Origin of the sequence: Acidocella sp. KAb 2-4 (assembly GCF_020567705.1) — a bacterium.
GTDB lineage: Bacteria > Pseudomonadota > Alphaproteobacteria > Acetobacterales > Acetobacteraceae > Acidocella.
On the sequence record NZ_JAJDJU010000010.1, the window covers coordinates 1 to 18,841 of the forward strand.

Here is an 18,841-nt window from a genome sequence, read left to right on the forward strand (position 1 = left end):
GATCGATTTGGTCTCCCGCTCGCGCCGCACGGGCCGGTCATCGCGCCCTTGCGCCCGCGCCACCAGGGCCGGGCCATCCTCGCCCAGGGCGCGCGCCTGGCGCTCATCCAGCGCCGCCAGCTGCCCGACGCGTGTGATGCCCATACCCGCCAGCCGCCTGGCCTGCACCGGCCCCACGCCGGGCAGAATCCCCACCGGCTCCAGCGCCAGCTCCCCCGCCGCCTCGGCCCCGAACACAAAGAACCCGCGCGGCTTGCCCCGCTCCGCCGCCAGCTTGGCCAGCAGCCGGTTGGGGGCCAGCCCGATGGAGACAGTGATGCCCAGCTCGCGTTCCACCTGCCTAGCGAAGCGGTTGAGCACCACCGCCGGCGGTGCGCCGTGCAGCGCTTCAGTGCCGGTGAGGTCGAGCACTGCCTCGTCGATCGACTGCATCTGCACTAGCGGCGTCAGCGTCTCGAGCATCGCCCGCACCTGGCGGGAGACAGCCGCGTATTTCGCCATGTCGGGCTTCAGCACCACCGCTTGCGGGCAAAGCTGCCGGGCCTTGAACATCGGCATGGCCGAGCGCACGCCCGAGAGCCGCGCAATGTAACAACAGGTGCTGACCACGCCGCGCGTGCCGCCGCCCACAATCACCGGCACATCCTGCAGCTCCGGCCGGTCCCGCTTCTCCACCGTGGCGAAGAAAGCGTCGCAATCCACATGCCCGATGGCGAGGCTGAACAGCTCCGGATGCCGCGCCACGCGCACCGAGCCGCAGCGCGGGCAGAGATTGCCCGTCTCCACCTCGGCATCGCAGTCGCGGCAGATCGCCGGCATCGCGGCTCAGGTCTGGGAGTCGTCGATCACATAAGCCGCCGTCACCCCGCCATCGATGGTGTAGGCCGAGCCGGTGATGAAGCTCGCCTCGTCGGAGGCCAGGAACGCGACGAGATTGGCGATCTCGGCGGGTTGCCCCAGCCGCCCCATCGGCAAATAGCGGCGGCGCAGCTTCCACGCCTCCTCATCGGCCATGAAGGCCTGCACCAGCGGCGTCGCGGTCGGCCCTGGGCAGATCGCCACGGCGCGGAGTTTCTTGCGCGCATACATCACCGCCAGCTCCCGCGTCATCGACAGCACGCCCCCCTTTGCCGCTGTGTAGGCGATCTGCGGAAAGGCCGAGCCGACCAGGGCGACGATCGAGGCGTTGTTGATGATGACGCCGCCGCCCGCTTCCAGCAGATACGGAATCCCCGCCTTGCAGCACAGGAACACCGAGGTGAGATTGGCCGCGATGGTCTTGTCCCAGGTGGCGAGCGGCGTTTCCACCGGCCCGGCATCGTCCGCGGCGCAGATGCCGGCATTGTTAAACAGCGCATCGATGCCGCCAAACGCCGCCGCGCCCTCGGCGAACATCGCCGCGCAGGCGGCCTCGTGCGTGAGGTTGCCGATCACCGCCACGGCCTTCCCGCCCGCGTCGCGGATCGCCGCCACCGTGGCCTCGGCCGATGCGGCGTGCAGATCGGCGCAGATCACCGCCGCGCCCTCCGCCGCGCATTTCTCCGCCGCGGCGCGGCCGATGCCGCCTCCGGCCCCGGTGATGAAGATCCGTTTACCCTGCAACCGCATGTCAGCCTCTCCCGCGTTGTGGCGTTCAGCCCTGAAGCCGCCTTTGTCTCACTCCGGCGCGTCCGCGGCAATGACGGCGGATGACCAAGGCCGCGCCGGGCGCATCCAGGGGCGCTCCACCGCGCGGTGCAGCCAGGCCGCGAGCAGCAGCGCGAGGCCGGTGCTGGCCGGCAGAAACACTGCGCTGAACCAGCCGGGATGCCCCTGCGCCACCCGCCCCAGCACCAGCGCCACCGCCCGCTGCGCCGGTTCGTTTACCAGGTAGAGCGGGTAGGAGATCGCCCCCAGATATTGCAAAACCCGGCTTTCCAGCACCGCCCCCCAGGCTTGGCGCTGCGCCAGCATCACCAAGCCCCAGGCCAGCGGGGTGAGGGCTTTCCCGGCGCCATCGGGCAGCGCCAGGGCGCAGGCGCCGAACAGGCAGACCCAGAAGCTGCGCCCGCCCTCGCCGCGCAGCCGCGCCGCGCTGGCCAGGCCGAGCGCGAAAAACGGCGCCGCATCGGGCAGAAAGGCGCGGCTGAAGGCGAAGCCGAACGGCAAGACCCGATACACCGCGCCCAGCCCGAGTAGCAGCAGAGCGAGCCGCCCCAGCCGCTGCGGCGCCGCCAGCCCGATCAGCACATAGAATTGCCATTCGGTGGAGAGGCTCCAGGCCGGGCCGAGCAGGGTGACATAAGCGTAAGGCAGCACCGGCTGCGGGATGACGCCCTGCACCAGCGCGAGATGCGCCAGCACATGCGCGAGCAGGTTGGGCGGCAGCGCACCCGCCATGATGTCGCGCCCCTCGGCCCCCACCCAGGCCAGGCCGCGCAGCGGGTCGCCCAGCGCCGTCAGCCCGATGCTGCCCGCCAGAACCAAGCCATATACCGGCAGCAGCCGCCGCGCCCGCGCCCGCATGAAGGGCGCGAACCGCCAGCCGAAGCGCTCCAGCGAGGGCGCGATCACCAGCCCGCTGAGCGCGAAGAACAGGTCCACCGCCGCCTCGCCATGGCGGAAGGGCGACGCCGCCCAGCCGGGCACCGCCGTGAGCGGCAAGGCGTGGCCGAGCATGACGTAAACCGCCAGCACGCCCCGCAGCCCATCCAGTCGCGCCAAGCGCCGCATACCTACAACCTAAAGATGAATATAAGCGAAAATATCGCCATTTTTGCTATATATACAACTTAAAGTCGATTATCTTTTCGCATCGATCACGCCTGCGCCAGCCCTCGGGCCAGATCCTCGATCAGGTCCTGGGTATCCTCCAGCCCCACGGAGAGGCGGATGCAGCCATCGGTAATGCCGAGCCTGGCGCGCTCCTCCGCCCCGATGCGCAGATGCGTGGTGGTCGCCGGATGCGTGGCGAGCGATTTCGTGTCACCCAGATTGTTGGAGATGGTGATGATCCGGAACGCGTTCATCATCCGGAAGGCCGCCTCCTTGCCGCCCTTCACCTCGAAGGTCACCAGCGTACCCCCGTCCGACATTTGCGCCATCGCCAGTTCGCGCTGCGGGTGCGAGGCGAGGGTGGGGTAGAGCGCGCGCGCGATCTTCGGCGAGGCTTCCAGGAATTGCGCGATCGCCTCGGCGGATTTGGACTGAGCCGCGACGCGAAGATGCATCGTCTCCAGCCCCTTCAGGATCACCCAGGCATTGAACGGCGACATCGCTGGGCCGGTGTTGCGGAAGAAGGGCTGGAACACCGTCTCCATCCATTGCTTGCTGCCCAGCACCGCGCCGCCGAGCACGCGGCCCTGGCCGTCCATATGCTTGGTCGCCGAATACACCACCACATCCGCGCCCAGCTCCAGCGGCTTTTGCAGCAGCGGCGTGGCGAACACGTTATCCACCACCACGATCGCCCCCGCCGCATGCGCCAGATCCGACACCGCGCGCAGATCGACAATATCCAGCATCGGGTTGGAGGGCGTTTCCAGCAGCACCAGCGCGGTCGGCTGGCTCAACGCCGCCTTCCATTCCGCCATGTCGGTGCCTTCCACGAACACCGTCTCCACCCCGTATTGCGGCAGCAGGGTGCTGACGATCCAGTGGCAGGAGCCAAACAGCGCCCGCGCCGCCACCACGCGCTGCCCGGCCTTGATGCCGCAGAGCAGCGCCGACGACACCGCCGCCATGCCCGTGGCGGTGGCGCGGCAGGCCTCCGCGCCCTCGATCTTGGCGAGCTTGCGCTCCAGCATCGTCACCGTCGGGTTGGCGAAGCGCGAATACTGGAAATGTTCGACGCGGTTGTCGAACACCGCCTCCGCCATCTCCGCGCTCTCATAGGTGAAGCCAGAGGTCAGGAACAACGCCTCGGCGTTTTCCTCGATATTGGTGCGGATCCGCCCGGCATGGATCAGATCGGTGGCAAGGCGGGTTTTCGGCGTGTCGGACATCGTGGTGGCCCATCCAAAAAAACGTCCGGCCACGGGAGATTGCGGCGCGCGCACACGCCTCAGCCTCTTTAGCGCGCTTATTTTGCTCCTGGCGGCAGCCAGCCTCGCCGCAATCCGGCCGGACAAATCACGAGGTTCGCATCGCCTACGCCTCCCCGCTTGCGCGGTCAATGCTGGCGGGATATGTACGCGCGCACAGGCGGGTATGATGTAATGGTAGCCTGTCAGCTTCCCAAGCTGAATGCGCGGGTTCGATTCCCGCTACCCGCTCCAATTTCCCATCTGGCGATGCCTGCGCAAAGCGCAATCACGCCGGGGGAAGACTTACGATAGAACTCCGATCCATGCGCTCCACCCCCTATCGAACCGGCGGTGCCGGTCAGGCAGGCTGGGTTGCCATTGGCACCTCATGCGGCCGGTATGATGCGCCGCAAAAATAGTTTTCCACCATCCATGCTTCGTTAAAAATCAACGAGTTTAATGGTGGCTGAGCGTGCGGCCGGCAGCAGGTGTTTTGATAAAATCGTTGGTTTTTACGTAGAATTTTGGTTTCCATGGTCTCAGCGGGGGCGTGCGGTCTGTTAACGAGCATAATCCGGTTGTCCCGGCTCTTGCGGCACTGTCCACAAACATATCCACAGGGTTATCAAGAGGCCTGTGGATAAATGCTCCGCCACGCCCAATCTCCGGAGCCCGATCCACCCCGGATTGACATTATTTTTGCGAGTTCAGAATAATGCCGCGGATGGAGCTTGGTACGCTTTTATCAAGCGCGATCATGCGGGCTGAACTAAAGGGAGAGCGGGTGATGAAAATTCTGGGCGCGCTGTTTGCCGCTTTTTTCCTTGCAGGGTGCGCTGTGCCGCAATCCCCGACGTCTGAATACATCCCCGGCCGAATTGTGTCGGTGGCCGACGGCAAGATTATGCCCGTGCAGATCCAGCTGAGCACTTTCGACAATCCGACTGGCAAGATGGTCGCCACTGATCCGGTCTCGGGAGAGGTTCTGGACGGAAATTACACGGCTTTCCCGGCGACCACCTACACCCAGGCATCGCATCCGACATTGTTTGGCAATGAGACCACTGTTTCCACCCAGCAGGTGAGCGACACGGTGCCCGCTTCCGCCACCCTCGTGGGCAACAAGGGCACGGTCATCGTGATCAAGATGCAGATTAAAGCGGGCAACCCTCCGGTTGGGTTTGGCGAAGGCGAGGATAATAAAGGGCGGAAATACACGCTCCAGTTTTGATGGGTGCCGGAGGTTGGCCTGTTTATCATAACCAGGGCGTCTCCGGCCAATCGTGCTTGGGGTAGCGCCCGCGCATGTCGCGCCGCGCATCCGCCCAGCCGCCGCGCCAAAACCCGGCGAGATCGGCGGTGATGGCGATCGGCCGCCCCGCCGGGGAGAGCAGGGCGAGTTGCAGCTTCACCTTGCCACCGGCCAGTTGCGGCGTGGTGTCGGTGCCATAAAACACATGCGCGCGGGCCGAGGCCACCGGCACCGGGCCGCTATAATCGATCCGCACCGTGCCGCGCTTCAGCTTGATCTCGGCGGGCAAGTCCCTGTCCAGCCGCGCCGCGCGCTCATACCCCACCCAGTTGCGCAGCGCCGCCAGCACATCCACGCTGCGGGCGCCGCGCAGGCTGGTCATCCCGGCCAGATAGGGCGCCAGCCAATCCTGCACCGCCGCTGCCAGGGCCTGGCGCGAGAGGTCCGGGTAATCCGGGTCGATGCCGCGCATCACCGCGGCGCGGGCACAGAAATTCTCCGCTGCCTCGGTCCAGTCCAGCTGATCCAGCCGGGTCGCCAGGGCGTTGGCCAGGGCCGCCTGCACCTCGTCCGGCGTGGCCGGGGCGTTGCGGTCGGCCAGCACCAGCGCGCCCAGGCGCACCCGCTCGCGCACCGACACGCTGCCCGATGCCGGATCGAACCCGGTTTCCCGCGTGGTCTTGCAGCGTGCGCGCAAGCTGGCGGGCAGAGCCTCCAGGTCCAGCGGCGCGGCTAGGCGGATGCGGCCGCCTTTCGCCTCCAGCGCCCCCACCACCAGCAGCCGCGCGCGCGCCAGCGGGTCGGCCGGGGAGAGATTGCCCGAGCCGCCGCCCGAGAGGCGGTAGGAGCCCGCCTCGCCCCGCGCCTGACCAATCCGGTCGGGGAAGGCCGCCGCCAGCAGCGCGCCCGGTTCGCCGCCCGCCGGTATTGTGCCCACGCCCAGCCGGTTGCGGTAGATCTTCGCCGCCTGGCGCACACGGGCGAGGATGGCGCGGTCGCCCTCGCCCCGTCCGGCCAATGCCTCGAGCCGCAGCCGCAAATCCGCCGAGGCCTCGCGCCCCAGGAAATCCCTCTCCTCCAGCACCGCCGCGATTTCCGCCGCCAGCGCGCGCTCAGGCTTGGCCTCACCCGCCAGCATCATCGCCGCCAGCCGCGGCTCGGCGCGCAGCCGGGCCATCTCCCGGCCCAGCGCGGTGATCCGCCCGCGCTCATCCACCGCGCCCAGCTCCTCCAGCAGCGCACGCGCGGCCTTCACCGCGCCTTCGGGGGGCGGGTCGATGAAGGGCAGGGTGGCGGGCAATTCGCCCCAAGCGGCGCAGGCCAGCACCAGCCCGGAAAGTTCAGCGGCCAAAATCTCCGGTGTCTCGAACAGCGCCAGCCCCCGGTGCAGCGCCTCGGACCATAAACGGATCGCAACCCCCGGCCCCAGGCGCCCGGCACGCCCCGCGCGCTGCGCCGCCGCCGCCCGGCTGATGCGCAGGGTGGTGAGCCGGGTCAGCCCGGTGGCGCCATCGAGCACCGGCGCGCGGCGGTAACCGCCATCGATGACGATGCGCACCCCCGGAACCGTGAGCGAGGTTTCGGCAATGGAGGTGGAGAGCACCACGCGCCGCCCCTCATGCTCGCGCAGGGCTGTGTCCTGCGCCTCGCGCGAGAGATCGCCATGCAGCGGCAGCACCAGGGCCGGGCATTTCTCCAGCGCCGCCTGGGTGCGGCGGATTTCCGCCATGCCGGGCAGAAACACCAGGATATCGCCCGGATGCGCCACCAGCGCCTCGCGCACCGCCTTGGCCGCCGCCTCCGGCAGATCCCGCGCCGACATGATATCCCGCTTCGCGTGCTGCACCTCGACTGGAAACATCTTGCCCGCGCTCTCGATCACCGGCGCGTCGAGCAGGCGGGAGATTTTCTCCGCCTCGGCGGTGGCCGACATCGCCAGGATACGCAGCTCCGGCCGCAGATTGCGCTGCAAATCCAGCACCAGGGCCAGGGCCAGATCCGCGTCCAGGCTGCGTTCATGCACCTCGTCGAAGATCACCAGATTCACCCCGGTCAGCCCAGGGTCGGTCAGCAGGCGGGAGGTCAGCAGCCCTTCGGTGATCACCTCCACCATTGTCTCCGGCCCCACCGCGCTTTCCAACCGGGTGCGGAAGCCAACCCGCCGCCCCACGCTCTCGCCCAGCAATTCCGCCATGCGCATCGCCGCCGCCCGCGCCGCCAGCCGCCGCGGCTCCAGCAGCAGGATCTTGCCCATGCTCGCCCGCATCGCGGCCAGCGGCACCAGCGTGGTTTTGCCCGCGCCGGGCGGGGCGACCAGCACGGCGTTGCGCGCCTCGGTGGTCAGGGTGCGCAGCAACTCGGGCAGAATGTCTTTTACGGGCAGGTCGATCATCGCCGCCCGGATACCAGAGAGCGCCGCGCCATGCGATATTGCCGCCATGCGCACCGTCTTGCTGTTTCTGCTGTTGTTGCTCCCCGGTCTGGCCCTGGCCACGCCGGGTGATGTGTTCACCTCGCCGCGCGACACGGTGCGGCTGGTGCAGGGGGCGAGCGAGGGCGGGGCGGGGCGGCTGGCGCTGGAGTTCTCGTTGCAGCCGGGCTGGCATATTTATTGGCGCAATCCCGGTGATGCCGGGTTCCCCCCGCGTGTCTCGGCGCCGCCACCGGCGCAGGTCTCTCCGCTCGCCTTCCCGCCGCCCGAATACCTGCTGCAAAACGGCGTCGCGGCCTATGTGCTCTCGGGCCATGTGGTGCTGCCTTTCACCGTGACCGGCGCGCCGCTGGGCGCTGCCATCTCCGCCTCCTGGCTGGTCTGCGCCGATATCTGCGTGCCCGAGCATGCGGCCTTCACACTCAGCCTCGCGGGCGGCGCGGCGCTGCCGCCCTCGGGCATCGTCGCCTCACCCTTCCCCGCCAGCCTGTCGCCCGATGGCACGCTCGCCCTCACCGGCCCCAGCGCCGCGCAGATCGCCGCCGCCCGGTTTTTCCCCGATACGCCGGGCCTGCTCGACAACGCCGCCCCGCAGATTCTGGGCTTCACCGCCGATGGGCTGACGCTGCGCCTCAAACTCGCGGCCCCGCCGCCATCGCCACTCACCGGCGTGCTGGAACTCACCGACCATTCCGGCGCGATGCAGGCCCTGGCGATCAGCGCTCCGCCCGGGCTGCCCGTCGCGCACCCGCCTTATTGGCTGCTGGCGCTGCTCGGCGGGTTGGTGCTCAACTTGATGCCCTGCGTGTTTCCCGTGCTGGCGATGAAGGCCTTCGCCTTCACCCGCCTCGGCGGCGCGGCGCATGGGCATATACGGCGCGAGGCGCTGGGCTACGCGGCGGGCGTGCTGGTCTCGATGCTTGCCCTGGCCGGGCTGCTGCTTGCCCTGCGCGCGGCGGGGGCGGCGGCGTTTTGGGGGTTCCAGTTCCAGTCCCCGGTTTTCGTGGCGGTGGCGGCCTGGATCATTCTGGCCGTCGGGCTCAGCCTCGCGGGCTGGTTCCATCTCGTCACGCCCGGCTTCATCCGCCATGTCCCGGCGCAGCATAGCTTCCTCACCGGGCTGCTGGCGGTGCTGGTTGCCACGCCCTGCACGGCGCCGTTCATGGGCACGGCCATCGCCGCCGCCCTGGCCCTGCCGGTGGCTCCAGCGCTGGGGATTTTCGCCGCGCTTGGGCTGGGGCTGGCGCTGCCTATCCTGGTGCTGGCCACGGCGCCGCAACTCGCGGCCCGGTTGCCGCGCCCCGGCGCCTGGATGCTCTGGCTGCAACGCCTCCTGGCGCTGCCGATGTTCGCCACCTTCGGCTGGCTCGCCTGGGTGCTGTTCCGCCAATCCGGCGCGGCGGGGCTGGCGCTGCTGTTGCTCGGCGGCTTGGCTTTGGCGGTCTTTCTGCGCTGGCGCCCGGTTCTGATTCTGGCGGTGGCGGTGCTGCTGCCGTTTTTGCACGCCTCCCCCGCCGCCCCGGCGCTGACCTTACCCGGCGCACAGCCTTATTCCGCCGCCGCGCTCGCCAGCCTGCGCGCCGCCGACCGCCCGGTCTTCATCGACCTCACCGCCGCCTGGTGCGTCACCTGCCTGGTCAATGAGACGACCACCCTCGCCACCCCCACAGTGCAACGCGCCTTTGCTGCCCGCCATGTCGCGCTGCTGGTCGGCGATTGGACGGACCGCACCCCCGCCCTCACCGCCCTGCTGGCGGCCAATCACCGCGCCGGCGTGCCGCTTTACCTTTATTATCCGCCCGGCGCGGCGGCGGCGCGGCGTTTGCCGCAGATACTCTCGCCCGGGCTGGTCATCGCGGCGCTGGGGCAGTAACACTATTCGGCCCATTGCGCCGGCGCGGCATTCTGCGCCAAGTTCGATGAAGCTTTTATGATATGATATGCGCGAGGACGTATATGGCACAGGGATTCGGTGCGGCGATACGGGGGCGGCATTCACCCATGGATGCGGACGATGTCCGTGCCGCCTATCAGCGCCAGGCGCGCACTTATGACAGCCTGTTCGGCCTCGTCTCGCGGCAGGCCCGGCAGGAGGCGATCGCGGCCGTCAACCGGCTCCCGGCGGAGACGGTGCTGGAGGTTGGCGTCGGCACCGGCCTCGCTCTGCCGCATTACAACCCGGAAAAGCGCATCACCGGCATCGACCTCTCGCACCATATGCTGGAGCAGGCGCGCGAGCGTGTCGCCGCGCTGGGGCTGCACCATGTCGAGGCGCTGCTGGAGATGGACGCCCAGGCCACCAGCTTCCCCGCCGCCAGCTTCGACGCGGCGGTGGCGATGTTCGTCGCCTCCGTGGTGCCGGACCCGCATCTGCTGGTGCGCGAGTTGCGCCGGGTGGTGAAGCCCGGCGGAACCATCCTGTTCGTCAACCATTTCGCGCGTGAGCACGGCCCCATCTGGTGGGCCGAGCGTGCTTTGGCCCCCGCCTCCTCCCTGCTCGGCTGGCACCCGGATTTCCGCCTCGGCCACATCTTCACCCCCGCCGATCTCGCCACCGCGAAGATCCGCGACCTCCGCCCGCTCGGCCTGTTCCGCCTGGTCGAGCTGCCCAACTAGGCGTCGGGTTGACGGATCAGCCCGCCCGGCTACCTTTCACGCGATGAAGGGGACAGCCGATGCGCTTTGAGGGAACCGATAGTTTCGTCGCGACCGAGGATCTGAAAGTCGCGGTCAACGCCGCGGTGGCGCTGGAGCGGCCGCTGCTGATCAAGGGTGAGCCGGGCACCGGCAAGACCGTGCTGGCGCAGGAGATCGCCAAGGCGCTGCACAAGCCCCTGATCTCCTGGCATGTGAAATCCACCACCAAGGCGCAGCAGGGGTTGTATGAATACGACGCCGTCTCCCGCCTGCGGGACTCCCAGCTCGGCGATGCGCGGGTGCATGACATCGCCAACTATATCATCCGCGGCAAGCTGTGGGACGCCTTCGCGGCTGAGGCCGCCCCGGTGCTGCTGATCGACGAGATCGACAAGGCCGACATCGAATTCCCCAACGATCTGCTGCTCGAACTCGACCGCATGGAGTTCTTTGTTTACGAAACCCGGCAGACGGTAAGGGCGAAGCAGCGCCCGATCATCGTCATCACCTCGAACAATGAGAAGGAGCTGCCGGACGCCTTTCTGCGCCGCTGCTTCTTTCACTACATCAAATTCCCCGACCGCGAGACGATGCAGCGCATCGTCGATGTGCATTACCCCGGCATCTCGCGCCTGTTGCTGAACGAGGCGCTGACCAGCTTCTTCGAGCTGCGCGAATTGCCGGGGCTGAAGAAACGCCCCAGCACCTCGGAATTCCTGGACTGGCTGAAGCTGCTCCTGGCCGAGGAGATCGGCCCCGAATTGCTGCGCGAGCGCAACGCCGCCAAGCTGATCCCGCCGCTGCATGGCGCGCTGCTGAAGAACGAGCAGGATGTGCATCTGTTCGAGCGCATCGCCTTCATGGCCCGGCGCGGCTGAGCCATGTTTCTCGCCTTCTTCCTGGCCTTGCGCGCGGCGGGGGTGAAGGCCAGCTTGCGCGAATTCCTCACCTTGCAGGAGGCCATGCGGCAAGGTCTTGCGGGGTTCGATGCCGAGCATTTCTACTACCTCGCCCGCGCCACGCTGGTGAAGGATGAACGCTTCCTCGACAAGTTCGACGCCGTGTTCGCCGAGCATTTCAAGGGCGTGCTGCAACCCCGGCCCGAGGCGCCGGACGAGGTCGCGCCGCAGGAGCTGCCGCGCGAATGGCTGGAGAAACTGGCCGAGCGGCTGCTGAGCGACGAGGAAAAGGCGCAGATCGAGGCGCTGGGCGGCTTCGAGAAACTGATGGAGACGCTGCGCCAGCGTCTGGCGGAGCAACAAGGCCGCCACCAGGGCGGCAATAAATGGATCGGTACCGCCGGCACCTCGCCCTTCGGCGCCCATGGCTACAACCCCGAGGGCGTGCGCATCGGCCAGCAGGGCAGCCGCCATAAATCAGCGGTGAAAGTGTGGGACAAGCGGGAGTTCCGCAACCTCGCCGGCGATGCCGAGCTGGGCACCCGCAACATGAAGATCGCGCTCCGCCGCCTGCGCCGCTTCGCCCGCGAGGGCGCGGCAGAGGAGCTGGACCTCGCCGGCACTATCCGTTCCACCGCCCGCAATGCCGGGTATCTCGACCTGCAAATGGTGCCGGAACGACACAATGCGGTAAAGCTGCTGCTGCTGCTCGATATCGGCGGCTCGATGGATGAGCATGTGCATCTCTGCGAGCAGCTCTTCACCGCCGCCAGCTCCGAGTTCAAGCATCTGAAGCACCTCTACTTCCACAACTGCCCTTACGAGATGCTGTGGAAGGACGCCCGCATGCATGCGGCGGATGCCATCCCCACGCTCGACGTGCTGCACACCTATGATCACACCTGGAAACTGGTCTTCGTCGGCGATGCGGCGATGAGCCCCTACGAGCTGATCTCTCCCGGCGGCGCCATCTCCTCGTGGAGTCAGGAGAGCGGCAAAACCTGGCTGACGCGCATCCTGCACACTTATCCCAAGGCCGCCTGGATCAACCCGGTGCCCGAGAATCTTTGGCAGCACACGCAAACCACGCGGCTGATCGCCGAGCTGATGGAGCGGCGCATGTATGGCCTCACCCTGGAAGGGCTGGACCAGGCCATGCGCCGCCTCATGCAATAGGCTCAGGCGGTCTTCACCTCGATCTTCTTCGCCTTTTCGGTGGCCGCCGGCAGCTTCGGCAGGGTCACGGTCAGCACGCCCTTCGCCACCGAGGCCGCAATCGCCTCCGCGTTCACCCCGTCCGGCAGGTAGAAGCTGCGCTCGAACGCGCCATAGCTGCGCTCGGTGAGGTGATAATTCTTTTCCTCCGTGGTGCTTTCCTGCTGTTTCTCGCCTTTGATCACCAGGGTCCGGCCATCCAGCGCAACCTCCACATCCTCCGCCGCCAGGCCGGGCAATTCAGCGGTGAGGGTGAAGGCCTTCTCGTCCTCGGTGATGTCGACGGAGGGAAGCTTCACGCTCTCAGCGCCGCGGAACAGCGACCACGGGGCAAATGACTGGCTGAATTGCTCGAACACCCGGTCCATCTCGTTGCGGAAAGAGCGCCAGGGATCAGCGGGTTGCGGCGCGGGGCCGGATTTTTTCACCTCGACTTGCGAATTGGCCATGTGAGTCTCCGTTTGCAGACACATCAAACAGGCGGAAATGACCAAGGATCGGCGCCACGAGGCTTCAGGAGGGCGATGCCATTCCCGCTGCGAGGCCGGAGACTATGCAACCCCGAGGATCGTTACCTTGATCCGCGTCAAACGGCGTTTTGGCCCTGGCTGCGGCGCGCCAGGGCCGGAGGGGCTCAGAACCCGCCCTCGAACACGAATTCCGACAGCGGCTTGCGCGGGCTGGGCGCCTCGCGCGCCTGGAGCGCCTCGGGCAGCAGGGTTTTCGGGCCCTGTCGGCCGATCGCCACCGCCGCCTCAACCCGGTAGCCGGCGGGCACGTTGAGCTCGGTATACACATGCTCCCAGTCGATGCCGACCATGCCATGGGCGTGCCAGCCCATGAACGTGGCCTGCAGCGCCAGATAGCCCCAGGCGGCCCCGGTATCGAAGGAATGGCTATGCGAGGGCACCGGCGTGTCCTTGCCTGGCACGGCCATGGTCTCGCAGGAGACGATGAACACGATGGCCGAGGCCGTCTTGGCCCAGGAGCGGTTGAATTCGTTGAGCAGGCCGAGCAGCTTGTCCCAATGCGCATTGTCGCGCCGGGCGTAGATGAACCGCCATGGCTGGGAATTATAGGAGGATGGCGCCCAGCGCGCCGCCTCGAACATCGTGCGCAGGGTCGCTTCTGAGATCTCCTCGCCGGTGAAGGCGCGGGGCGACCAGCGCTCCAGGAAGATTTGTTCGATCGGGTGGTCGGCTGTACGGGAATTCGTGGTGGTCATTGTCGTTTGCTCCTGGCTGTTCCCAGGATCAGACTAGGCAATAACCACCCCGCTGCAAAGCCGGGGCGGCTGACCGCGCCGCCGGCTTATTGCAGGTTGCGGTTCGGCGCTTCGCTGCTCATCGGCGTGGCGGCGGGGGCTTCCGCCACTTCGGCGCCCTGGCCGTTGGCGGCGATCACAGTGCCAGTGTCGGGCCGGTTATAGATAAAGCCATAGGTTGGGTAGGGCGCGCCCCATTTGCTGCTGTCGCCGAGTTCCACGCGGACCTGCGACCAGTCGTTATCGGGCGACACGTCCTGCACGGTAACATCGTTGGTGATCGTGCCCGGGATCCAATTGGCCTGGGTGACGAGGATGGTGCGGCTATCCATCACCGCGGTCACCACCGCCACGTGGCCCAGCGGCATACGCCCGATCGAACGGAAATTCAGCACCGCGCCCTCAACCGGCATATTGCCGCGGGCGTAGCGGCCGGCAGCCTCGGCCCACCACAGATAGGCGTTGCCGGAGAGTTCGATATGCGACACCTCGCGCGCATAAGGCACGCATTGCAGGCCGGAATGGCGGTAGCTGGCGGTGCGTGTGTAGTGGTGGTGATACGCCGTGGCGACCTTATGCGTTTGGCTGGCGTGATGGCTCAGCCGGCTATGGGTGCTGTGGCTGGCATAAGCCACGCGATGATGCTCGGTGCTGACGGCGGTGTGCGCCGTGTGGTGGGTGCTGGCGACGCGGTGGTGGGTGGCGGCGTGGTGGGTGTTGTGGTGCGTGGAGGCCTTGGCCGCATTGCCGGAAACAAAAGGTGCCGCAGCCAGGGAGACGCCCATCAGCACGGTCCGGGTCAAACCCGACAGACTGTAGGGTGTTTTCATGCCGCCCATAAACTGCCTCATTCCCAGATGCCACATACGCCGTTCGGATTATGCTATTGCGCTAAGGGTGTATTGCGCCAGACGCAACCCGTGACTGCGGCAAAAATACAACAGCTTAGAAAATTTGTAATTTTTACGCCGGCGCCAGAGGTGAAGATAAGACAAGTTTCCTATCGTGGCGGCCGCCGCAAACGGCACCGGGGCGGGCACAACAAAGCCGCCGCGAATCCCGAGTCCCGGATCCGGCGGCGGCTTTTAAAATGCTTAATATAAACGAAATAATTCGGCTTCCGGGGCTTACCGGCAGGCCGTGACCATGATCTCCACGAGGTAGCGCGGGTCGGCCAACTCGGCCTGCACGCAGGCGCGCACGGGGGCGGCGCCCTCGGGTAGCCAGGCGGTCCACACTTCATTCATGGCTAAACGATCTGCAATATTTTTCAGCCAGATATGCGCTTGCAGCAGGCGAGTATTGTCGGTGCCATGCGCTTCCAGCAGGGCGTCGATCTGCGCCAGCACGTCCTGGGTCTGCGCCTTGATGCCGGCGTCGGGGTTCGTGGCGACCACGCCCATGGTGTAGACGAAGCCGTGATACTCCACCGCCTTGGAGAGGACGGGGCTGGGTTCGGTGCGGATGATGCGGCTCATGGGATACTCCGTCAGTTGATGATGTGCGGGGCGACGACCGGCACCCCGTTCACCACGGGCTGGCCGTTATTGTTGCCCGTCTTTTCGCAGTCCTGAATCTGGCTGTCACGCGCGCTCAGCGCGCCCATATGCTCGGCGTCGAACACATGGTTCGGTGTGGCGCCGAACATCAGCCCGTTCTGCGAGGTGCGCGCGGATTCATCCAGCGTCGCCTGGTTGAACTGGGCATTCGCCTGCGCGGTGCAGGCGGCGTTTTCGGCCTGCTGCGCCGCGCTTTCCGGCGCGGCGGCGCAGGCGGCCAGCCCCAGACAAGCGGCGGCGGCCAGCAGAACATGCTTCATAGGGTGCGATCCGGGCTTCATGGCGCTTCGCAATAGACCGATTCCGGCAAAACTCAACCGGCGACGCGCAGCATGATCTTGCCGATATGCGCGCTCGTCTCCATTAGCGCATGGGCCGCGGCCACATCCTCCAGAGCGAATACCCGGTCGATCACCGGCGCCACCTTGCCATTAGCCAGCAGCGGCCAGACCTTCTGCTTCAGCGCGGCGGCGATGGCGCCTTTCTCGGCGGTGCTGCGCGGGCGCATGGTCGAGCCCGTCACCGTCAGCCGCCGCACCATGACCAGGCGCAGATCGAACCCGTCGGCCTTCGCCCCCTCCATCACCGCGACCAGCACCAGCCGCCCGCCCTGGGCCAGGCTCTTAAGGTTGCGCGCCGCATAGGGGCCGCCCACGATATCCAGCACCACATCGACGCCGCGTTTATCCGTGATCGCGGCGATCACCTCGGCGAAATCCTGGCGCTTGTAATTGATGGCGGTGGCGCCATAGCGCTCGATCACCGCGCATTTCTCGTCCGACCCGGCGGTGGCGAACACCCGGCAGCCCTGCGCGCGGGCGAGCTGGATCGCGGTGAGCCCGATGCCCGAGGTGCCGCCATGCACCAGCACGCTCTCGCCCGGCTTCAGCCCGGCGATGTCGAACAGATTGGCCCAGACGGTGAAGAAATTCTCGGGCAGCGCGGCGGCGCGGATGGCGTCATACTCATCCGGCCAGGGTAGGCATTGCGCCGCGGGCACCGCCACATATTCCGCGTAGCCGCCACCATTGCACAGCGCGGTCACCCGGTGCCCGGGGTAGAAGCCGCTCGCCATGGCGCCCAGCGCCGCCACTTCGCCCGCCACTTCCAGGCCCAGGATCGGGCTGGCGCCGGGCGGGGGTGGGTATAACCCCTTGCGCTGCTGCACATCCGGCCGGTTGACCCCGGCGGCCATCACCCGAATCAACACCTCGTCATCGCGGGGGACGGGCAGGGGGCCGGTCTCCACCCGCATCACCTCCGGCCCGCCGGGGGTGGGGACATTCACATAGCGCATCGTGTCTGGCAGCTTCATGCGCCAAGAACTCCGCCCTTCGCGCGGTGCCGTCAACCCTTGCTCCCGCCGGGCGCAGATGCGAGTTAGGCGGCGCATGTCTCTTTCCCGCCGCCTCATGCTGGGCTTCGCCGGTGCCTGCGCCCTCGCGCCGCGGGCGGGTGCGGCCACGGTTGCGCTGCCCTCGCCCGCCGCGCCCGCCGCCGGGGCGGTGCTGCCGCTATCGGGCACCGCGTCGCTGCTCGGCGACGAGGTGTTGCGCGGCATCATGCTGGCGGCGGAGGCGGTGAACCAGTCGGGCGGCATCGCCGGCAAGCCGGTATCGGTGCTGCCGGTCGATACCCCTGATCCCGCCCAGGCCGCCCAGGCTGTCAGCGGGCTAGTCTCCGGCGCCCATGCCAACCTCATTCTCGGCAGTGGGATCTCCTCGCTCTCCTTCGCCGCGACCGCCGCGGCCGAGCTGGCGCAGATACCTTTTATAGAGCTGACCGCCCTGGCCGACGGTATCCTCACCCGAGGCTTCAAATACACGCTCCGCACCGGGCCGAGCGCCGCCATGGTCGGCCAGCTCGCGGCGGCCACCATCCAGTCCCGCTTCGCCGGGCGCCGCCTGGGCGTGCTCTACAATACCAGCGCCGCCGCCAGCGCCATCGCCACGGCGGTGCTGGCCGCGCTGGCGGCGGCCAAGCTGCCGGTCGCGCTGGCCGTGAGCTACCCGGAGGATGTCGCCGACCTGTATGACCAGGCGGGGATGCTGATGCGCGCCAAGGTGGATGTGCTGCTGCACGCCGCCGGCCTCGACGACGTGCTCGGCCTCGCCTTGGCGGCGCAAGCGCAGGGCTGGCGGCCCGGCGCGCTGCTCGGCTGCGGCGGCGGCTACCAGCTGCGCGAGGTCCAGGCCGCGCTCGGCCCCGCCACCCTGGGCGGATTCGTGATCGGCGCGCCCTTTTACCCCGCCTCGGCCGCGCCGGTGCAGGCCGCCTATCTCGCCAAATTCGGCATCCCGCCGCGCTCGGCCGACAGCCTCACCGCCTATGCCGGGGCCCGGCTGGTGTTCGGCGCGCTCAACCAGGCCGGGGGCGATTCCGGCAAGCTGCTCGCCACCCTGCGCGCCACCAAGCTGCCGCGCGGCGCGCTGAGCAACGGCTTCGGCGTCAATTTCGACCTCAGCGGCCAGAACCAGGGCAGTTTCGTCGAACTCCAGCAATGGCGCGATGGCGGGCTGGTGCCGGCGGGGGCCTGATTGGCCGCGCCCGCGCCCCGCTTTTTGCTGCATTGCAATAAATTCGCGGTAAACTTGATCTTGCGGGGGGCGCCTTATATCACTTGTATCTAGACAAAGGCTGATCGCACGGCCTGGATGAGCAGCGGGACACAAGAAAAATGCAGCGGAGAATTGTATCGGCCTTGGGTGTAGCGTGTGTGATGCTCCTGTGCGGGCATGTCGCACTGGCCCAGACGGCGTCGGCGGATCCCCTGGCCGCGGCGAATAGCTATGTCAACGCGCCGTTCGACTGGCAGATGTGGCTGCCCAAGGCTGGCAGCCCGATGGAGGCCAGGATCGACTGGCTGATGCAGTATGTGCTGTGGATCATGGCCGGGGTGGTCGGGTTCGTCGGCCTGCTGATGCTGTTTGTCATCATCCGTTTCCGCGCCAACCGGAACCCCAAGCCCAGCCAAGTGACGCATAACACGCTGATCGAGGTGGTCTGGATCGTCGTCCCGGTGCTGATCCTCGCCGTGATCATCGTGCCCTCGATCAACCTGATCTATTACCAGGCCGATGACAGCAACCCGTATCTCACCGTCACCGTCACCGGGCATCAGTGGTACTGGGAATATAACTACAACTCGGTTCCCGGGCTCGATTATACGAGCTACATGATCCCAGATGACCAGATCCAACCCGGCGAGCTGCGCCGCCTCTCGGTCGATCACCCGCTGGTGCTGCCGGTGGGTGAGAAGGTCAAATTCGTGATCACCTCGGGCGACGTGCTGCACGGGTTCTATCTGCCCTCGCTCGGGGTGCAGAAATACGCCATCCCCGGCACCACCCTTACGAGTTGGACGATCATCGACAAGCCCGGCACCTATTACGGCCAGTGCAACCAGATCTGCGGCCTCAACCACGACGCCATGCCGATCGAGATCAAGGCCGTGCCCCTGGCCGATTACATCGCCTGGACCAAGACGGCCCTGGCTACCTACACCGACAACACCGTGCCCGCCACGCCGTTGTCCTCCCCCATGCCCCGCAACCAGTTGGCCGACGCCACGCGCTGAGGA

At 67.2% G+C, this 18,841-nt stretch carries 18 protein-coding genes and 1 tRNA gene; 8 read left to right on the forward strand and 11 right to left on the reverse strand.

Annotation, left to right across the window (positions count from 1 at the left end):
* The 4 genes from LI953_RS08275 to metZ form a co-directional block, all read right to left on the reverse strand.
* On the reverse strand, positions 1 to 819 hold an 819-nt coding region (locus tag LI953_RS08275), incomplete at its 3' end, for a DNA polymerase IV (protein ID WP_227075576.1).
* 6 nt (positions 820 to 825) lie between these two features.
* Complete coding sequence (locus tag LI953_RS08280) at positions 826 to 1,608, reverse strand: SDR family oxidoreductase (protein ID WP_227075577.1); 783 nt, start codon at positions 1,606 to 1,608, stop codon at positions 826 to 828.
* 48 nt (positions 1,609 to 1,656) lie between these two features.
* Positions 1,657 to 2,703 carry an acyltransferase gene (locus tag LI953_RS08285; RefSeq protein ID WP_227075578.1) on the reverse strand — a complete coding sequence of 349 codons (1,047 nt, stop codon included), beginning with the start codon at positions 2,701 to 2,703 and terminating at the stop codon, positions 1,657 to 1,659.
* A 95-nt stretch (positions 2,704 to 2,798) separates the two neighbouring features.
* The gene (gene metZ, locus LI953_RS08290; protein ID WP_227075579.1) at positions 2,799 to 3,983 is read right to left on the reverse strand and encodes an O-succinylhomoserine sulfhydrylase; all 1,185 of its coding nucleotides are present in this window, start codon (positions 3,981 to 3,983) and stop codon (positions 2,799 to 2,801) included.
* 199 nt (positions 3,984 to 4,182) lie between these two features.
* Between metZ and LI953_RS08295 the strand changes: the two genes are divergently transcribed.
* Positions 4,183 to 4,256, forward strand: a tRNA-Gly gene (locus tag LI953_RS08295).
* Between the two features lie 472 nt (positions 4,257 to 4,728).
* Positions 4,729 to 5,235: a hypothetical protein gene (locus LI953_RS08300; RefSeq protein WP_227075580.1), complete on the forward strand. Its 507-nt coding sequence runs from the start codon at positions 4,729 to 4,731 to the stop codon at positions 5,233 to 5,235.
* A gap of 25 nt (positions 5,236 to 5,260) precedes the next feature.
* Here the strand turns inward: LI953_RS08300 and hrpB are convergent, their stop codons facing one another.
* Positions 5,261 to 7,696, reverse strand: a complete 2,436-nt coding sequence (hrpB, locus tag LI953_RS08305; protein WP_227075581.1) for an ATP-dependent helicase HrpB — start codon at positions 7,694 to 7,696, stop codon at positions 5,261 to 5,263.
* Between hrpB and LI953_RS08310 the strand changes: the two genes are divergently transcribed.
* From LI953_RS08310 to LI953_RS08325, 4 genes are all read left to right on the forward strand, one after another.
* On the forward strand, positions 7,695 to 9,560 hold the full coding sequence (locus tag LI953_RS08310; protein ID WP_227075582.1) for a protein-disulfide reductase DsbD: 1,866 nt from the start codon (positions 7,695 to 7,697) through the stop codon (positions 9,558 to 9,560). The genes hrpB and LI953_RS08310 overlap by 2 nt on opposite strands.
* A gap of 128 nt (positions 9,561 to 9,688) precedes the next feature.
* A complete protein-coding gene (locus LI953_RS08315; RefSeq protein ID WP_227075583.1) occupies positions 9,689 to 10,303 on the forward strand; it encodes a class I SAM-dependent methyltransferase in 615 nt (204 codons plus the stop codon).
* 59 nt (positions 10,304 to 10,362) lie between these two features.
* Positions 10,363 to 11,202 carry a MoxR family ATPase gene (locus LI953_RS08320; RefSeq protein WP_227075584.1) on the forward strand — a complete coding sequence of 280 codons (840 nt, stop codon included), beginning with the start codon at positions 10,363 to 10,365 and terminating at the stop codon, positions 11,200 to 11,202.
* Positions 11,203 to 11,205: 3 nt separating this feature from the next.
* A complete protein-coding gene (locus LI953_RS08325; RefSeq protein WP_227075585.1) occupies positions 11,206 to 12,399 on the forward strand; it encodes a VWA domain-containing protein in 1,194 nt (397 codons plus the stop codon).
* A 2-nt stretch (positions 12,400 to 12,401) separates the two neighbouring features.
* Here LI953_RS08325 and LI953_RS08330 read toward each other — a convergent pair whose 3' ends face one another.
* From LI953_RS08330 to LI953_RS08355, 6 genes are all read right to left on the reverse strand, one after another.
* Positions 12,402 to 12,887, reverse strand: a complete 486-nt coding sequence (locus LI953_RS08330; RefSeq protein ID WP_227075586.1) for an Hsp20/alpha crystallin family protein — start codon at positions 12,885 to 12,887, stop codon at positions 12,402 to 12,404.
* A 185-nt stretch (positions 12,888 to 13,072) separates the two neighbouring features.
* Positions 13,073 to 13,663, reverse strand: coding sequence for a nitroreductase family protein (locus LI953_RS08335; protein ID WP_227075587.1), 591 nt, complete (start codon positions 13,661 to 13,663; stop codon positions 13,073 to 13,075).
* A gap of 86 nt (positions 13,664 to 13,749) precedes the next feature.
* Entirely contained in the window at positions 13,750 to 14,532 is a 783-nt protein-coding gene (locus tag LI953_RS08340) for a CHAP domain-containing protein (RefSeq protein ID WP_227075588.1), read from the reverse strand.
* A 297-nt stretch (positions 14,533 to 14,829) separates the two neighbouring features.
* A complete protein-coding gene (locus tag LI953_RS08345; protein ID WP_227075589.1) occupies positions 14,830 to 15,180 on the reverse strand; it encodes a RidA family protein in 351 nt (116 codons plus the stop codon).
* Between the two features lie 11 nt (positions 15,181 to 15,191).
* Entirely contained in the window at positions 15,192 to 15,521 is a 330-nt protein-coding gene (locus tag LI953_RS08350; protein WP_227075590.1) for a hypothetical protein, read from the reverse strand.
* Between the two features lie 53 nt (positions 15,522 to 15,574).
* On the reverse strand, positions 15,575 to 16,576 hold the full coding sequence (locus LI953_RS08355) for an NAD(P)H-quinone oxidoreductase (RefSeq protein ID WP_227075591.1): 1,002 nt from the start codon (positions 16,574 to 16,576) through the stop codon (positions 15,575 to 15,577).
* 76 nt (positions 16,577 to 16,652) lie between these two features.
* Here LI953_RS08355 and LI953_RS08360 point away from each other — a divergent pair, with 76 nt between their 5' ends.
* A complete protein-coding gene (locus tag LI953_RS08360) occupies positions 16,653 to 17,798 on the forward strand; it encodes an ABC transporter substrate-binding protein (RefSeq protein ID WP_227075592.1) in 1,146 nt (381 codons plus the stop codon).
* Positions 17,799 to 17,980: 182 nt separating this feature from the next.
* Positions 17,981 to 18,838: a cytochrome c oxidase subunit II gene (coxB, locus tag LI953_RS08365; RefSeq protein ID WP_227075696.1), complete on the forward strand. Its 858-nt coding sequence runs from the start codon at positions 17,981 to 17,983 to the stop codon at positions 18,836 to 18,838.
* The last annotated feature ends 3 nt before the right edge of the window (positions 18,839 to 18,841 follow it).

What these genes read in the sequence shown, in the direction of transcription:
- LI953_RS08280 (WP_227075577.1), bottom strand. Translation starts at nt 1,608, where the DNA reads ATGCGGTTGCAGGGTAAACGGATCTTCATCACCGGGGCCGGAGGCGGC.
- metZ (WP_227075579.1), bottom strand. Translation starts at nt 3,983, where the DNA reads ATGTCCGACACGCCGAAAACCCGCCTTGCCACCGATCTGATCCATGCC.
- LI953_RS08300 (WP_227075580.1), top strand. Translation starts at nt 4,729, where the DNA reads ATGGAGCTTGGTACGCTTTTATCAAGCGCGATCATGCGGGCTGAACTA.
- LI953_RS08310 (WP_227075582.1), top strand. Translation starts at nt 7,695, where the DNA reads ATGCGCACCGTCTTGCTGTTTCTGCTGTTGTTGCTCCCCGGTCTGGCC.
- hrpB (WP_227075581.1), bottom strand. Translation starts at nt 7,696, where the DNA reads ATGGCGGCAATATCGCATGGCGCGGCGCTCTCTGGTATCCGGGCGGCG.
- LI953_RS08315 (WP_227075583.1), top strand. Translation starts at nt 9,689, where the DNA reads ATGGATGCGGACGATGTCCGTGCCGCCTATCAGCGCCAGGCGCGCACT.
- LI953_RS08320 (WP_227075584.1), top strand. Translation starts at nt 10,363, where the DNA reads ATGCGCTTTGAGGGAACCGATAGTTTCGTCGCGACCGAGGATCTGAAA.
- LI953_RS08325 (WP_227075585.1), top strand. Translation starts at nt 11,206, where the DNA reads ATGTTTCTCGCCTTCTTCCTGGCCTTGCGCGCGGCGGGGGTGAAGGCC.
- LI953_RS08330 (WP_227075586.1), bottom strand. Translation starts at nt 12,887, where the DNA reads ATGGCCAATTCGCAAGTCGAGGTGAAAAAATCCGGCCCCGCGCCGCAA.
- LI953_RS08335 (WP_227075587.1), bottom strand. Translation starts at nt 13,663, where the DNA reads ATGACCACCACGAATTCCCGTACAGCCGACCACCCGATCGAACAAATC.
- LI953_RS08340 (WP_227075588.1), bottom strand. Translation starts at nt 14,532, where the DNA reads ATGAAAACACCCTACAGTCTGTCGGGTTTGACCCGGACCGTGCTGATG.
- LI953_RS08345 (WP_227075589.1), bottom strand. Translation starts at nt 15,180, where the DNA reads ATGAGCCGCATCATCCGCACCGAACCCAGCCCCGTCCTCTCCAAGGCG.
- LI953_RS08350 (WP_227075590.1), bottom strand. Translation starts at nt 15,521, where the DNA reads ATGAAGCATGTTCTGCTGGCCGCCGCCGCTTGTCTGGGGCTGGCCGCC.
- LI953_RS08355 (WP_227075591.1), bottom strand. Translation starts at nt 16,576, where the DNA reads ATGAAGCTGCCAGACACGATGCGCTATGTGAATGTCCCCACCCCCGGC.
- LI953_RS08360 (WP_227075592.1), top strand. Translation starts at nt 16,653, where the DNA reads ATGTCTCTTTCCCGCCGCCTCATGCTGGGCTTCGCCGGTGCCTGCGCC.
- coxB (WP_227075696.1), top strand. Translation starts at nt 17,981, where the DNA reads ATGCTCCTGTGCGGGCATGTCGCACTGGCCCAGACGGCGTCGGCGGAT.